Raw genomic sequence first — 15,918 nt, forward strand, 5'->3', positions numbered from 1 at the left:
CGTTCGGGGTGACACTCCATCCATGATGACCGAACAGCCCGTACACGCAAGCGCTTCACCGGGGGCGGGAATGGACCGCGTAATCGCGCGCAAGGCTGTGCCTTGGTGGCGTCGCCGCCCGGTGGTGATCGCCGTCTTGCTGGCGATCGGCGCGGTGCTGGTCTGGCGACTGCTGCCTGCCGCCGGATCGACCGATATCGCCGCCGCCAATATCGAAACGGGCGAGGTCACCCGCGCCGCCTTCGACGATTATCTGCCCGTCCGTGCCACCGTCACGCCGCGCATCACCACGCTGGTCGGCGTGCTGTCGGGCGGGCAGGTGGAAAAGCTGCTGGCGCAGGACGGGCAGATGGTCAGCGCGGGACAGCCGCTGGCCACGCTCGCCAATCCGCAGCTGAAACTCGATGTGCTGACCCGCGAGGCGCAGATCGCCAGCCAGCTGGGCGGCGTGGCGAGCGAGGGGCTGGGGATCGAGCGTAACAAGCTCGACCGCGCCGGGCAGGTGGCGCAGGCCGAATATGACCTCATCAAGGCGCGCCGCGACCTGGGCATCCGCCGCCAGTTGCACGATCAGGGCTTTCTGTCGGACGCGGGCGTGAAGAGCTTCGAGGAGGAGGCCGCCTATCAGGAAAAGCGCCTTGCCCAGCTAAGGTCAGGCCGCGCCACTGAGGCGCGGATCACCGCCACCCAGTCCGCACGGCTGAACGACACCCAAGTAAGGCTGTCAGGCAATTTGGCGGCGGTACGCGCGGGGCTGGAGGCGCTGACCATCCGTGCGCCTGCCGCTGGGCGGCTGACCAACTTCACCATCCAGCCGGGCCAGACGCTGAAGCCCGGCGATCCGGCGGGGCAGGTCGATAGCGAGGGCTCGTGGAAGCTGGTCGCGCAGGTCGACGAATATTATCTCGGCCGCGTCGCGCCGGGCCAGACGGCGACCGGCTCGGACGGCGCCAGGCTGACCGTGTCCAAGGTGCTTCCGGCGGTGAAGGACGGGCGGTTCCAGGTCGAACTGACCTTCGACAAGGCACCGGCCGGGCTCAATCGCGGGCAGACGATCGACATCCGCATCACGCTGGGCGCTGCGAGCCGCGAGGTGGTGGCGCCGGTCGGCGGCTGGCTGGAGGCGGGGGGTGCTTCCGCCTTCGTGCTCGATCCCGACGGTGCCCATGCCCGCCGCCGCGCCGTCCGCATCGGCCGCCGCAATCCCGAACAGGTGGAGATCCTCTCCGGCCTCAATCCCGGCGAGCGCATCGTCATCAGCAACACCGCGTCCGTGAAGGGCGACATCCTGAACATCCGATAAGGGGGAAGATTGATGATCCGACTGGAAGGCATTCAGCGCCGCTACGTCTCCGACGAGGTGGAGACGACCGCGCTGCACGATATCGACCTGCATGTCGCGGCGGGCGAGTTCCTGGCCATCATGGGGCCGTCGGGCTGCGGCAAGTCGACGCTGCTCAACACGCTGGGCACGGTCGATCGGCCGACGGGCGGGCGCTACATGTTCGGCGATCGCGACCTGGCGGCGATGGACGAGAAGCAGCTGGCCAGGTTTCGCGCCGAGACTTTGGGCTTCGTCTTCCAGAGCTTCAACCTGATCGACGAATTGACCATCGAGGAGAATGTCGCACTTGGCCTCGCCTATCGCGGCGACGTGGGGGACCGCCGGGGGCGGGTGGCCGCCGCGATGGACAAGGTCGGCATCGCCCACCGCGCGCGCCACTTCCCGCATCAGCTGTCGGGCGGCCAGCAGCAGCGCGCCGCCATCGCCCGCGCCATCGTCGGCGATCCCAAGCTGATCCTGGCCGACGAGCCGACCGGCAATCTCGACACCGCCAATGGCGAGCAGGTGATGAACATCCTGACCGGGCTGAATGATGCGGGTGCGACCATCGTGATGGTGACCCACTCGCCCAGCCATGCCGACCTCGCCAAGCGCCGCATCGACATGCTCGACGGCCGCATCGTCGCCAGCGCCATGCGCGCGATCTGACCCCATTTTTCGGAGTTACGCCATGAAGACGATCCTGCCGCTTCCGCTGATCCTTTCCGTCCTGCCGGTCGCCGCGACCCCGGCCCAGGCGCAGACTGCACGCAGCTTCGCGCTGTCGGGCTTCGACCGGATATCGCTGGAGGGCTGTGACAATGCCGTGGTCACCATCGGCAACGCATTCTCGGTTCGGGCGGTCGGCCAGCCCGTCTCACTGGAGGTCATCCGCGCCGAGGTTCGGCAGCAGAAGCTGATCATCACGCGTCCGAACGGCATGTGCGACAGCCGTGCCAAGCGCCCCGGCGCGACGATCGAGATCACCGTCCCGCGCCTGCGCGGCGTCGAATCGGAGGGTACGGGTTCCATGCGACTGCATCCGTTCGAGGCGGGGGAGTTCGAGGCCGAAATGTCCGGCACCGGTAATCTGACGATGGAAGGTTTGCGCGGTCGGAAGGTGGGCATCACCATGTCCGGGACGGGCAACGCCCAGATACAGGATATCCGCGTGACGACGCTGGCGCTGGAAACGAACGGCACGGGTTCGATCCGAGGAGCGGGCGCGGTCGACGCGCTGTCGATCGACAGCAGCGGCACCGGCAATGTCGACACCACCGCGATGACCACGCGCATGTTGTCGGTCGATGCCAGCGGCACCGGCGGCGTGCGAGCCCAGGCGAACGGCCCGGCGGCGATCGACGCCAGCGGCATGACCCGCGTCGTGGTTGGCGGCCGTCCGCAGTGCACCGTCGACAAGAGCGGCTTTGCCCGCGTCACCTGCGGTTGATGGCCGGGATCATGGGGGACATCACATCATGAACCGCTTTGCGCTTCTGTCGCTCTATCGCTCGCTTGTGCGCCATAAGCTCTACGCCGCGCTCAACATCGGCGGCCTGGCGGTGGGTATCGCCGTCTTCCTGGTCCTCAGCCTCTATGTCCGGTTCGAGACGGGGTATGAGAAATGGCTGCCGGGATATGATAAGCTGTATCTGACCCAGGAATATTGGGACATGCCGGGCAGTCCAGCCGATGGCTATTCGGTCAGCACCATGGGAGGCTTGATCGATCAGCTTCGGGAGGATTTCCCGGATACGGTCGGAACCCGCTTTCAGGAGACTGACGCCAATGTGGTGAAGGGGGAAAATGCTACCAGCGAACCCTTCGCGTATGCCGATTCCGACCTGTTTGAGATCCTTCGCCTGCCGATGATTTTCGGTGAGGCTGCCCGCGCTTTGCAAGCGCCGGACAATGTCCTGATCAATGAGACAATCGCGAAGCGCTATTTTCCGGGTAGCAATCCGATCGGGCAGACCATGACCCTGACGGTCCTCGGCAAAACGGCTAACTATCGCGTGGCGGGCATCTTCCGCGACCTGCCCCCAAATACCGAGCTGCGCTTCTCGATGCTGGCCAAGACGCCCTATCCGCACCCGGACAAGATGTGGTTTCACTGGGGTAGTTCGCGCGCCTGGACGATCCTGCGTTTTGAGACCTCCCAGGCGGCAAAGAGCCGTGAGGCACAGTTGCGCGGCTTCGTCGACCGGCGCGCGGCGAAGGACCAGAGTACTTCGGTTCGCAATCTCAGCCTGAAGCTCACGCCGATTGCAGATATCCACCTGCAAAGCACACCGGGTCGCAAGATGACGGCGGCGACGCTAGGTATCGTCGGCGTACTGACCCTGCTGATCGCGATCGTCAATTACGTGAATCTGGCGACGGCGCGGGCTGGGCTGCGGGCGCGGGAGGTCGCGATGCGCAAGGTGCTGGGGGCGAGCCGGGGCGTGCTGGTCCGGCAGTTTCTAGGGGAGGCGCTGCTTGTCGCGCTGCTTGCGGCGTTGGGCGGTCTGATCCTCGCTGAGCTCGGCCTTCCAATGATCAACGCCGCCGGGGGACTGAAGCTGTCGCTCGATTATGCCGTGGTCCTGCCCGGTCTGGCGCTGCTGGCGATGATTGTCGGAGGGCTGGCGGGCCTGTACCCGGCGCTGTTGCTGTCGCGCTTTCCGGCGGCGGCGGTGCTGGCCTCGTCCCGCTCGCCGGGCGGGGGCCGGGTGGGGGCGCGGGTCCGTGAGATGCTGGTGGTGTTCCAGTTCGCGCTTGCCATCGCCTTCATGATCGGAACGATCGTGCTGGTCGCGCAGACCCGCCATGTCCGCAAAACCGATGTCGGATTTCGCCGCGACGGGCTGGTGATCGTCAGCTCCACGAGCGACGGTGCCGTGACCGAACCCCAACTGACGGCGTTCATGGCGCGGGCGGCAGCCTTGCCAGGGGTACGATCGGTCACGACGTCGGATTCGTCGCCAGGGTCGAGCAGCTTGAACAGCGACAGCTATGCCGTGGCTGGAAAGCCGGAACCCGGCCCCAGCCTTCAGGCAATCATCACATCACCGAACTTCTATCCGACCTTCGGGATCAAGCTGATCGCGGGACGTCTGCCCGATGATTCCCACCGGGCCGATGACGCACGCAATGCCGATGACGCCGCGCGAAAGATTCCGAACGTCGTCGTCAACCGCAAGGGCGCCGAGGCACTGGGCTTCGACAGCCCGGAGGCGGCGATCGGCAAGACGGTCGGGCGGAGCAATCCCCGCACGATCATAGGTGTGGTGGAGAATGCCCGTTTCTTCTCGCCGCGCGATCCCGTCAATCCGACCATGTATTATTACCATTCGCGCTTCTCGACGATCCCGCGCACGACCCTGCGTGTCGAGGGCGATCCGCGTGAGACGATCGCGGCGCTGCGGGGCATCTGGCGCCAGATCGCGCCACAGGTGCCGTTCGAAGCTCAGACCGCAAACCAAAACATGGAGGAATATTACAAGGCCGACGACCGCGCGACGCGCCTGTTCGGCATCGGTGCGGGGCTAGCGGTCCTGATCGGCTGCGTGGGTCTCTGGGGCCTGGCCTCCTTCAATACGCAGCGGCGGGTGAAGGAGATCGGTATCCGCAAGACGCTGGGCGCGTCGGCCACCGATATCGTCAAGCTGCTAGTCGGGCAGTTCCTGCGGCCGGTGCTGATGGCCAATCTGGTCGCCTGGCCGCTGGCCTATGTCGCGATGCGGACATGGCTGGCGGGGTTCGACGACCGCGTGTCGCTGTCGCCGCTCTATTTCGTGGCCGCCACGGCGCTGGCCCTGACCATCGCGGTACTGACCGTGCTGGGTCAGTCGCTCAAGGCCAGCCGCGCCGCACCCGCCTGGGCATTGCGCCATGACTAGGCGGTGGTGGCTGATGGGCGTGGCTCTGGTCGCCGCCGCCCCCGCCTCGGCCGAGACGCTGCGGGAGGCGATGGCGGCGGCGTGGGAGGGCAATCCCGAACTCGCCGCTGCACGCGCCCGGCAGGATGCGCTGGCGGAAACCCCCAATCAGGCACGCGCCGCCGGGCGGCTGACGGCAGGGGCGACGGGCAATGCGGGCTACGACCGGCTGGGCTATGACGGCACCGGCACGCGGACGGGGACGACCTCGGCGCTGGGCGGTGTCAACGCGACCCTGCCGATCTGGACCGGCGGGCGGGTGTCCTCGGCAGTGCGGGCAGCGAGGGGTGACGTCGCGGCGGGGGGCGAAGCCCTGCGCGATGCCGAAGCCGATGTGCTGGAGCGGGTCGTCGGCGCCTATGCCGATCTGCTCTATACCCAGCAGGCGGTCGAGGTCGCACGGGTCGGGATCGAGCGGCTCGACAGCCAGGTGGCCGAGGCCAAGTCCCGCTACCGCCTGGGGCAGGCGACGCGGACCGATGTCGCGCAGTTGGAGGCGCAGCGGGCCAGCGTCGTCTCCAACCTGGTCGATGCCGAAGGAGCGGCGGCAACGGCAGCGGCGGCGTACCGCGCGATCGTGGGGCGTGACGCAGGGATGCTGGACGCGACGATCGCGACCCCCGCCGCCCTGCCGCGCACACTGGCCGATGCACGGGCGGCGGCGGAGGCGGGCAATCCGCTGCTCCTCGCCCAGCAGCGACGGGTGGATGCCGCCGCCGCGCGCATCGATCAGGCACGCGCCGATGGCGCTCCGGCGGTCGATCTGGCCGGGGGCTATGGGCGCGGCGTGCAATGGGCGGGAGGGCGGACGAACGGCTTCGACAGTGCCGCCAATGCCGGACTGGCGCTGCGTATTCCGTTGCTGACCGGCGGCCTCGTTTCCTCACGCGTGCGGCAGGCGGAGGCGGTGCGGCGGGCGGAGCGCTTCGATGCGGATGCCGTGGCGCGCGGCGTGGTGCGGGCGGCCGACTCGGCCTGGGCTTCGCTCACCGCCGCGCAAGGACGGCTGACCGCGAGTGCGGAGGGGCTGAAGGCGGCCGATCTGGCGCTGAAGGGCGTGCGGGCCGAATATGGCTTCGGCCTGCGCTCGACGATCGACATATTGGTGGCCGACCAGAGCTATCGCGCGGCGCAGCTGGCGGTGGCTCGGGCGCAGGTCGATGTGCTGACGGCGCAAGCGGCACTTTTGCGCGCGACGGGGCGGATGGGGCGGGGGGCGTTTGATTGAGGGGGGTGGAGAGGGTTGGTCTCGGTGAGACACCTTACCCTCCCCCAGCCCCTCCCGCCTGCGGGAGGGGAGTGATAAATATCCCGCCTCAGCCCAAAAACTTCTCCCCTCCCGCAAGCGAGTTTCAGGTCGGTCATGCCCCCGGCATGACCTAAACGATGCGGGGCATCGTTTACCTGAAACTGGGCTGGGGGAGGGCAGGGTGTCTCACCGAGCCTGGTGCCCCCAATTCACCCCGCCGCCCGATCCCCTTCGGCCGGTCCCGACACCGCCATCGACAGGGTCCGCCGAAGCAGGGACGGCGAGCACGGCTTGCCGCATACCGCCGCGCCCGGATAGCGCGATTGCAGCGCATGTTCGTCGGCATGGCCCGAATGAAAGATCAGCGGCACACCCGCCTCGTGCAGCCGTTCGGCCGCCGGGAAGACTTCGCCGTCGCGCAGCCGCACGTCCAGGATCGCGCAGGCCAGTTCGGGCTTGTCGCCGTCCAGATGCGCCAGCACGTCCTCGACGCTGACATAGGGACCGTCCACCTGATAGCCGCCATCCTCGATGATGGACTGAAGATCCAGGGCGACGAAGAATTCGTCCTCGACCAGCAAAATGGTTTTAGTCATGCGAGAGCACCGTCTCCGGCAAGGTGAGGCTGAGGAGGAAACGCCCATCGAGGCTTTTGCGCTCCAGCTCCGCCCCCAATTGGCGTGAAGAAGTCTGGACAAGCACCGTGCCGAAGCCCTTGGCGCTGCTATCGTCGGGCACCTGGCCGCCGGTCTCGGACCAGTCGAGCCGCAACTTGCCGTCCGCCAGCGTCCAGCCGATCGACAATTCGCCCGAGGGCTGCGCCAGCGCGCCGTACTTGACCGAATTGGTCGCCCATTCGTGCAGGATCAGCGCCAGCGGGGACAGGCAGCGGCGGTCGACCAGCAGCGGCGGTCCGTCGATAGTGATGGTCGACTGACCGCGATAGGGGGCGATCGTCGCGTCGACCAGCGCGGCCAGCGGGATCGCCTGCTGTTCCCCTGCGGGCGAGGCGAGCGAATGGGCGCGGCCAAGGGTCGCGATCCGCTCGCGCACATCGTCGGCCATCTCGGTCACGTCGTCATGCGAGCGCGACGCCGCCGATACGATGCCGGAGATGATGGCGAACAGGTTCTTCACCCGGTGGTTCATCTCGCGCAGCATCAGCTCGCGCGTTTCGGCGATGGCATATTCGGCGGTGACGTCGATCGACACGCCGACCATCCGGTGCGGCGCCGAGGCGGTGACGACCCGGCCGAACCCCTTGATCCAGCGTTCCTTGCCGTTCAGGTCGAGCCGGAACGTCATCTCGAAATCGCCGCGCCCGGCCATCGCCTCTGCCAGCGCCAGCTCGACGCCGGGCCGGTCCTCGGGGACGATCCGGTCGAAGACCTGATGCACCTGGTCCGCGCTGTCCTGGGGGTCGAAGCCGAACAGGTGGCGGCCGGTTTCGTCCAGAAAGATCTCGCCGGTGCCGCCGCGATATTCCCAGACTCCGATGCCGCCTGCCTTGATGGCCAGGTCCAGCCGCTCGCGCTCGGCGGCCAGCTCACGCTCCAGGCTCAGCGCGTCGGTGATGTCGGTCAGGACCAACGTCGCGCCGTCGATCCCGTCGCCCTGCGTACGATAGGGCAGAACGCGCAGCGACAGGGTGCGCCCGCCGTCGCGCGTCGTCACCCGCTGCTGCATCGAGGCGCCGCCGCCCGCGACCTGCGCCGCGCCGTCGAGATAGTCGGTTGTCGCCAGACGGGTCGAGACATCGGCCAGCAACCGCCCCCGGTCGCTGGGCTGCAACGGGAAGATGGCCCGTGCCGCCTCGGTATAGCTGCGGATCCGCAGGTTGCGGTCGAGCACGACCACCGCGAGATCGGTCGATTCGAAGAAATTGCGCAGGTCGGAATTGGCGACGGTCAGCTGGTCGACCTTGGTCTTCAGCTCGTCATTGACGGTCGACAATTCCTCGTTGGTCGATTGAAGCTCCTCGTTCATCGACATCATTTCTTCGTTGGAGCTTTTCAGCTCCTCATTCGCCGTCTCCAGCTCCTCGACCGTCGAGCGCAGCCGGTGGCGGGTCAGGCGCAGTTCGTCCTCCAGCGCCTCGATATGGTCGTCGCCCGGCTCCAGATCGGCGAGGTCGCTCGCCTCGACCGGGCTGAACGGCGCGGAGTCGCGGAACAGGAACAGCAGCGATCCGTCGGTCAGGGGGTCGCAGATCACCTCGACCTTCTGCACGCCGAACTCGGTCGTCACCGCCACGTCGCGCGCCGCGATCCGCTTGCGCGCGTCGCGGGCCTGGCGGAGCATCGGGCCGATCACCTCGCGCAGGCCGGGGCGGGCGAGCGTGATCGCGCTCGATCCGCCCGCACGGGTCACGGGGAAGTTGAAATAGCGGCTCAGCCGCCCGAACGCGGCCAGGATGCCGCCGTCCTGGTCCACCACCATGCTGGGCGGGGAATAGCGGTCGACGATGCGGCGCATCGCCGTGCTCTCGTCGCCGCTGGGCGTACCCCCGTCGCGTTCGCCCCGCTCGCCGCGCCGACGCGGGCTGCGGCTCATGCCGCCGGGCAGGTCGATGGGGTAGGAGGGGGAGCCGGGCGACCGCTCGAACAACCGGGCATGGCCGTCGATCGCGGGGAACAGGTGATCGAACCGCCCGACGCTTTCGGACGGACCCAGGAAGAGACAGCCGCCGGGCCGCAGTGCATAATGGAGCAGCGGCAGCACCGATTGCTGCAACCGATCGTCGAAATAGATCAGCAGGTTGCGGCACGACACCAGGTCGATCCGCGAGAAGGGCGGGTCCTTGACCAGGCTGTGGTTGGAAAAGCGGATCATGTCGCGGATCGGCGCGGCGATGCTGAATCGCTCGGCGTGCGGCATGGTATAGCGTTCGCGCAAATGGGCCGGAATGTCGGCCATGGCGGAGGCGGGATAGCTGCCCTCGCGCGCGATCTGGAGCATCTGTTCGTCGATGTCGGTCGCGAAGATCTGCACCGCCAGCGGCTGTCCGGTTTCGCGCGCCGCCTCGGCGAACAGCATCGCGATGCTGTACGCTTCCTCGCCGCTGGAGCAGCCGGGGATCCAGACACGGATATCCTCGTCCGGATCGCGCCCGCGCGTCAGCGGCTCGACCGCCTTGGTGCGCAGCGTCTCGAACAGTTCGGCGTCGCGAAAGAAGCGGGTGACGTTGATCAGCAGGTCGCGGAACAGCGCCTCGCACTCGTCCGCATCGCTCTTGACCCGCGCCAGATAGGCCGAGCCGGTGCCGATGCCGAGCACGTGCATCCGCCGTTCGACCCGGCGGACCAGCGTCGTGCGCTTATAGCCCGAAAAGTCATGGCCGACCGCGTTGCGCAGCACCCGGCACATATCGTCGATATGGTCGGCGACGACCTCGGCTTCCTGCTCCTTGGGATCGCCCGAGCGGCGCGCGAAGAAGGCATGGAGGCAGTCGAGGATCTCGCCGGGATGCTTGACGAAATCGACCAACCCGGTGCCGACCGCCGACAGGGGCATCCCGTCATAACGGGCGCTTTCCGGCTTCTGGACGACGCTGACCCCGCCATTTTCCTTGATCGCGCGCAGCCCCGTGGTGCCGTCAGCGCCCGTGCCCGACAGGATGACGCAGGCGGCATTGGCCTGCTGGTCGCTGGCCAGCGACAGGAAGAAGTCGTCGATCGGACGACGGAGCCCGCGCGGCTGGATGAAGTCGGTCAGCTCCAACACGCCGCCGCGAATGGCCAGGCCCCGGCCGGGCGGGATGATATAGACGCGGTCGGCCTCGATCCGCTCCAGCCCCTCGCACTGGCGCACTTCCAAATTGGTATGCCGGTCGAGCAGCTGGGCCAGCATGGATTCGTGATTGGGGTCGAGATGCTGAACGACGACGAACGCCATGCCGGTCGGCGCGCGTGCCGGGGTCAGCATCTCGCGCAGGGCCTCCAGCCCGCCCGCCGACGCACCGATGCCGACCACGGGCACCGGGGCGATCCCGTCTTTCGCGGTGCTATCCTGATGGGGGGCGGTCTGCGGAGCCTCTGCGTCCGCGCTCACGGAAAGGCGGCCCGGTCGAGATCCGACAAGGTGAGCTTGGCTTGGGCGATGGTGGCGGCAGTGTTGGCGATCGCGGTCAGCGACCCCTCCAGCACGATGCCGCTTTCCGCCAGGATCGGGGTCAGCTTGCCCAGGGTGCGGCCCAGTTCCGCGTCATAGGCAGCCAGTCGTTCGGGCTGGGAGCGGCTGACGTCGAATTGCGACGCGAAGATATAGGGCATCTCACCGCCCAGTTGGCGCAGCTTCGACATGTAGAGCAGATTGACGAAGGGCGAGCCGTCCTTGCGGAAATTGATCAGCATGGTGCGGACGTTCACCTGACGATCATTGGCCAGGAATTCGCGAATGCGCTCGCGGGCCTCTTCATTGTCGGCATCGCGCTGAAGCATCCGGCAATTCTGTCCGACGACATCTTCGCTGGTATAGCCGGTCAGTTCGCGAAAGCCGTGATTGATGAAAATCAGCGGATTGTCATCGCGCGCATCGGCCAAAGCCAAAGCGATGGGGGACTGGTCCAGATAAGCGGCCAGATGACTCGGAATTTCTGTATCGTCCACGAAATCTGGCTCCATGACGCGCATTCGCATGGCGTCCTCCCCTCCGCAAGTGCCGTAACTTCCGGCGCCCCCCGAAATCTTCACATGGATAAACCCTTTAGGGCGCCGTGGCGTTCCCGTCTCGCCTCAAAATCATTGCGAGGGTGGAACAGGTGAGAGGGTCGTCGGGACGGGACGCGGTCCCAGCCAGGACTGGCGGAAGCGCGTCTGCTCCGGCGTCAGCGGCTGGCCGATCTTTTCGTTCGGGACCACTTCGATGGTCGGATCGGCGGCCAGCGTCAGGGTGGCGCTGCGCTCGCCGCCGCGCTGGCGATAGACGATGGGCAGGCGGTCGCCGGGCGCATGACGTGCCAGCATCGCGGTCCAGGCCTGCTGGTCGGCCAGTGGGCGGCCATCGACGCTGACGATCCGGTCGCCCTTGTCGAGCCCCGCCTCATAAAGCGGTGTGCCTGGTAGGGTCGGCACAGTCAGCGCCATACCGCCGTCGAGCGGACCCGGCATGCCGCCCGCCCAGGCCGCATTCGGGTTCGCCTTGCGCAGGGTCAGCCCGGCCTGGGCGAGCAGCGGCGCGAAATCGGGCAGGCCGCTGGCGGTGATGCTGCGTGCGAAGAAGCGGTCGGCAAAAGCCTGGTCGCCCGTCACCTGCCCCAGCGCGATGCGCAGATCGTCGGGGCGATAGCTGCGCTCGGGTTTGCCGAAGCTGCGCCAGAGCTGGCGCATGTAATCGTCCAGCGTCAGCTGCGGGAAACGCTGCCGCAACTCCATGTCCAGCGCCAGTGCGATGACCGCGCCATAGGGATAATAGGAGAAGAAGATGTTCGGGTTGGTCGGGTCGATCGACTGCGCCGCATCGACGAAGGGCGCGCGCAGGCTCATTTCCTGCGGTCCACCATAACGCCGCGCCGGGGAATTGATCAGCGCGTTCAGCGTGCCCGACAGCTGGGCGACATAATCCTCGACCGGCATCTCGCCCGCGCGGACCACTGCGAGGGGTCCGTAATATTGGGTGAAGCCCTCGGCCAGCCAAAGCGAGGGCGTGGCATTGGCGCGGGTGAAATCGAACGGCTCCAGCTCGGCCGGGCGGATCCGCTCGACATTCCAGCTGTGGAAGAATTCGTGGCTGAGCGTCTGGATCTGCGAGAATTTGCCCGCCGCCAGCGAGCGCGCCTGGCTGATCACCGTCGAGTTGCGATGCTCCATGCCGTCGCCGCTGATCTGCGGCATGTAATCGGCCAGGAAAGTATAGGTGCCGTAATCATAGGCGGGCGTCTCGCCGAAGATCGCGATCTGCTGTGCAGTGACCTTCTGCGCCATCGCGGCGAAGCGGTCGAGATCGGCGGCGCTGCCGTCATGATGGACGGTCAGGCGGATCGTGTAGGTCTTCGCTCCGTTCGCGACGGTCCAGTGGCGCTCGTCCCAGGCCGACAACTCGACGGGGCTGTCCATGAAATATTGCAGGTCGCGCGCGGTGAAGACGGTCGGGTCGTTCGTCGGGGCGAGCTGCGTGGCGATCTTCCACCCGGCTTGCGGGTGGAAGCGGACACGGATCGGCCGTGCGTCCTGCCCGACCGCCCACAGGAAGGTCGCGGGGATGTTCAGCCGGGCATGGGTCGGGTCGATCTGCGCATAGGTGCCGTCGCCACGGTCGCCGAACAGCGTATAGCGCACCGTCACCGTGCCGTCATGGCCAGCGACGGTCCAGCCATAGGGATCGGCCCGCTCGACGGTCAGCGGCTTGCCCGCGCCGTCGACGGCGGACACCGAATAGACGTTCTTGGCGAACTCGTGCAGCGCATAGCGGCCGGGCGAGGAGCGGGCCATCTGGAAGCGGACGGGTTTGGACGGCAGCCCGCGATAGGTGACGTTGACCTGCGCCTCATGATGCTGGGCGCGGGGGAAGGCGATGTCATATTCGACCGGCGTTTGGGCAGCATGACGCTTGGGAGTGGTCTGCGCCGCGACCGGCTGCATCGCCGTGGTGACCAGCGCTACCGCCGCCGTCATCGCCAGAAACCGCATGCCATTCCCCTTCGTGTCGCCAAGGCAGCGACTTAGGCATGGAGGCGGCCCAGGGTCCACCGCTTTTCCGGGACATGGTTGGTTCGCCGAGAGACGGCCGAATCACCGTGCGGCCCGCCCCGCAGGGCTGGTCCAGTGATCCGAAATGTCAGGAAAATCTGGAGGCGCGACCGGGAATCGAACCCGGGTGCAAGGATTTGCAGTCCTCTGCGTCACCACTCCGCCATCGCGCCTCGATGCGTGGGAGCGGCGCATTTCTGCGGTTTTCGTCGCGGTGTCAACAGAGAGTACGCAGTCGATTTGAAAAAGTACGCACTGTTCCTGATTCGGTCTCATGCCCGCGGGGTCCTAGCTCGGTAGGGTCAGACATGCGACGAGACCGCCGATCTGACCCGCTTCCCATGCCCATGCGCCCACGTGATGGGCCTCCGCCCAGCCGATGGGAGCGGGTAGGGGTGTGGCTGGAATTCGGGGGGTTCACCGTGCTGGCAGTTTCCGGCATGGCAGCCGCCGCCTGGGGCGCAGTCGGCTACGTGATGGGCGTCATCTGAAGGAGGCAAATCAGAGAGGCGCGGGCCGAAGCTCGACCCGCGCCCTTCTTCAGCGGCCGATCATAAGGTTCGCCCTACCGGCGTCTCGCTGCGCAAGGGCGGCCAGAGCGTTGTTAGCGATGGGGGCGGCTAGTTTGCCCTGCGCTACTTGGTCCCTTAGGTACGCGGGCATCTTGAGGGGAACATAGACTTCTCGCATCCATTTGCGGAAAGCGGGAAGTGCATCCTCAGGATAGCACTTTGCTGGTTGCGGGTTGGACATCGCCTGAGGGAAATAGGGCGGGTAATTGTGCGGAAAGGATGCGCGCGGACCATACTTTATGTCCAACCGCGTCTTTGTCCAATGGGTGCCCCAATGCCAGCCGACACTGATGTCGAGAAGCATACGGGTGCCCGGATCCGCCCCGTTCGATATCAGCGACGCAATCAGATCCGCGATCTCTCGGAAAACGCAGAAGTACCCCAGGGGTACGCTGTCATAGACGAGTGACACCCGGTCCTGGAATTGCGCCCATGGCCGGTCGGAAGGGCGCTTCCCCGACATCCATTCGTAGACCCATTCCGTCACCTTGACGGCAAATTCTGGCGACAGCCACTGCGCCAAATGAATGGCGACCTGCGGGTGGACCCAGGTTCCCCGTGCGTCATTAGCGCCGACGGTGATTGATTGGACGATGGGGTCCCTCGGAATTCCGAGGGACCCCTCTAGCGCCCCCAGGAATGCCTTTGTCGACGCGTTTGCAGCGTAGTGCGACCACTCCTTTGCGGCCGCCTTACACATGGCCGTTGCGTTGATGTAACCATCGTCGGCGCGCTGCTGGACAAGGGCCCCCTGATAGGTGTGGGGGACGAGTTCGTATTGGGTGGTCATGTTGCAACCTTCGGTGTGACCGAAAGGTTCGTTGACCATGGGGTGGCAGCGGCGTAAGCTCCACCCATCCCATCAACGACGCCTTTCGGGGCTTATGTTGCCGAAGCCGCACCGCCTGTCTGGAAAACTGAGGTGCGGCTTCGGGGAAATGCGGCCAAATGGCCAGTACTTCCACAGCGATAGTGGAAAATCCCAAAAGGCACCGCAAGGGTTCTAAAGCACGGGGAGGGGGTAGGTTGCGACGAATTGCAGCTTACATTTGCCACGTAATCGGTGAGACGCGTGGATGTCTGCGGGGTCTACGAAGCGCAAGCCCCTAAAAATAAATTTTGTTATCCCGAAGGACTATTGGCGTGTCGCCAACTTTGGGATGATCCGCAGAAAGAGATGCTTTGCCATCTGCGCCATCGTTATTTGCGTTAATCAAGGTCGCTCCACACGCCAGTTCGGCGCAGCTGGCGCACGATCCCGTTGAACGCCGCCGTCACGCCCTGGGCGCGCCCGATCTCATTCGACTGCCCGGCCGATTCCCAGAACGTCGTCAGCGGCCAGCGCTCGGGGCAGTGGGGGAGCAGGCAGCGGAGGGCGAGGCGGACCGGGATCGTGTCGCACCGACGCTCGCCGCTATCAGTCATCGCCTGGCGCAGGATCTGGACGGATAGCTCGACGACGATTCGATGGTGGCGGCGCATTATGTTATGGAACGTAACGAGAACAAATATTCAAGAGATTCGCCATGGCCCGCTGCCGCCTCTGCACCAGCAACGACGATCAGGCGCTGATCGAATATCTCGCCGAGAAGCTGTGGGACAGCCGCATGGGCGAGTTCGAGATCTCGACGCCGTGGAGCGAGGCGGGAGCGTTCTGGCAAGCCAAGTTCCGGGAAATGGCAGTGTCGGCCCGGCTGGCCCTCATGGGGTGACCGGGCGTTAAACGCTGGGCGCTTGCTCCAACACATATCCCCACCCGCGCTCGGTGGAGATGGTCACCTCGCCGCCCAGGCTGCGCAGCCAGCGCCGCAGTCGGCATATCCGCACCTTGGCCACATCGGTCTCAGCATCCTCTCCTACCGTCAGCATGGCGAGGGTGAGATGCGAGGCCCGTCCGCGCCGGACGAGGTGGTAAAGTGTCTCCACCTCGCCGGGCGGCCGGTGGTACCGGATGCCCTTCCAATAGACTGCCCCCGGATCGCGCTGGACGATCAAGCCGAACCGCTCCACGCGATCGGGCTGATCGGCTCCGCAATGGGGGCAGTGGCTATCCACCGCTTCAGACCTTCAGTTCGACGGCGATCGCATACCAGAATGTGCCGCCGGAAGAGCCTGGCGACAGATTGGAAAGCGTCGTGACGGGGCCGTAGGTGTCATTGCCGCCAGC

The 15,918-nt window shown here is 66.2% G+C and carries 13 protein-coding genes and 1 tRNA gene; 6 read left to right on the top strand and 8 right to left on the bottom strand.

The genetic code is table 11. The features are described from left to right. Positions 1-70: 70 nt before the first annotated feature. The 5 genes from GGQ89_RS16480 to GGQ89_RS16500 are packed head-to-tail and all read left to right on the top strand — an operon-like array spanning position 71 to position 6,472. A complete protein-coding gene (locus GGQ89_RS16480) occupies positions 71-1,303 on the top strand; it encodes an efflux RND transporter periplasmic adaptor subunit (RefSeq protein ID WP_184106477.1) in 1,233 nt (410 codons plus the stop codon). Positions 1,304-1,315: 12 nt separating this feature from the next. Then, complete coding sequence (locus tag GGQ89_RS16485) at positions 1,316-1,993, top strand: ABC transporter ATP-binding protein (protein WP_056439707.1); 678 nt, start codon at positions 1,316-1,318, stop codon at positions 1,991-1,993. Between the two features lie 22 nt (positions 1,994-2,015). Beyond that, the gene (locus GGQ89_RS16490) at positions 2,016-2,774 is read left to right on the top strand and encodes a GIN domain-containing protein (protein WP_184106478.1); all 759 of its coding nucleotides are present in this window, start codon (positions 2,016-2,018) and stop codon (positions 2,772-2,774) included. A gap of 28 nt (positions 2,775-2,802) precedes the next feature. Next, the gene (locus GGQ89_RS16495) at positions 2,803-5,205 is read left to right on the top strand and encodes an ABC transporter permease (RefSeq protein ID WP_184106479.1); all 2,403 of its coding nucleotides are present in this window, start codon (positions 2,803-2,805) and stop codon (positions 5,203-5,205) included. Positions 5,206-5,218: 13 nt separating this feature from the next. Then, positions 5,219-6,472 carry a TolC family outer membrane protein gene (locus GGQ89_RS16500; protein WP_240456466.1) on the top strand — a complete coding sequence of 418 codons (1,254 nt, stop codon included), beginning with the start codon at positions 5,219-5,221 and terminating at the stop codon, positions 6,470-6,472. Positions 6,473-6,702: 230 nt separating this feature from the next. On the opposite strand, the gene GGQ89_RS16505 is transcribed toward GGQ89_RS16500, so the two are convergent. From GGQ89_RS16505 to GGQ89_RS16535, 7 genes are all read right to left on the bottom strand, one after another. After that, positions 6,703-7,089, bottom strand: coding sequence for a response regulator (locus tag GGQ89_RS16505; RefSeq protein WP_056439694.1), 387 nt, complete (start codon positions 7,087-7,089; stop codon positions 6,703-6,705). After that, complete coding sequence (locus GGQ89_RS16510; RefSeq protein WP_338112318.1) at positions 7,082-10,543, bottom strand: CheR family methyltransferase; 3,462 nt, start codon at positions 10,541-10,543, stop codon at positions 7,082-7,084. The genes GGQ89_RS16505 and GGQ89_RS16510 overlap by 8 nt, the downstream gene beginning before the upstream one ends. Next, complete coding sequence (locus tag GGQ89_RS16515; protein ID WP_338112317.1) at positions 10,540-11,100, bottom strand: PAS domain-containing protein; 561 nt, start codon at positions 11,098-11,100, stop codon at positions 10,540-10,542. Before GGQ89_RS16515 ends, GGQ89_RS16510 begins: the two co-directional genes overlap by 4 nt. 132 nt (positions 11,101-11,232) lie before the next feature. Then, positions 11,233-13,119 carry a M61 family metallopeptidase gene (locus GGQ89_RS16520; protein WP_184106482.1) on the bottom strand — a complete coding sequence of 629 codons (1,887 nt, stop codon included), beginning with the start codon at positions 13,117-13,119 and terminating at the stop codon, positions 11,233-11,235. Positions 13,120-13,278: 159 nt separating this feature from the next. Further along, positions 13,279-13,352, bottom strand: a tRNA-Cys gene (locus tag GGQ89_RS16525). Positions 13,353-13,719: 367 nt separating this feature from the next. Further along, positions 13,720-14,580 carry a KilA-N domain-containing protein gene (locus GGQ89_RS16530; RefSeq protein ID WP_184106483.1) on the bottom strand — a complete coding sequence of 287 codons (861 nt, stop codon included), beginning with the start codon at positions 14,578-14,580 and terminating at the stop codon, positions 13,720-13,722. 380 nt (positions 14,581-14,960) lie between these two features. Beyond that, complete coding sequence (locus GGQ89_RS16535) at positions 14,961-15,233, bottom strand: hypothetical protein (protein ID WP_184106484.1); 273 nt, start codon at positions 15,231-15,233, stop codon at positions 14,961-14,963. A 44-nt stretch (positions 15,234-15,277) separates the two neighbouring features. Here GGQ89_RS16535 and GGQ89_RS16540 point away from each other — a divergent pair, with 44 nt between their 5' ends. Next, entirely contained in the window at positions 15,278-15,463 is a 186-nt protein-coding gene (locus tag GGQ89_RS16540; RefSeq protein ID WP_184106485.1) for a hypothetical protein, read from the top strand. A 7-nt stretch (positions 15,464-15,470) separates the two neighbouring features. Here GGQ89_RS16540 and GGQ89_RS16545 read toward each other — a convergent pair whose 3' ends face one another. After that, positions 15,471-15,761 (bottom strand): hypothetical protein, encoded by a 291-nt coding sequence (locus GGQ89_RS16545; RefSeq protein WP_184106486.1) that lies wholly within the window; start codon positions 15,759-15,761, stop codon positions 15,471-15,473. Between the last annotated feature and the right edge of the window lie 157 nt (positions 15,762-15,918).

Origin of the sequence: Sphingomonas yabuuchiae (assembly GCF_014199595.1) — a bacterium.
Classification (GTDB): Bacteria; Pseudomonadota; Alphaproteobacteria; order Sphingomonadales; family Sphingomonadaceae; genus Sphingomonas; species Sphingomonas yabuuchiae.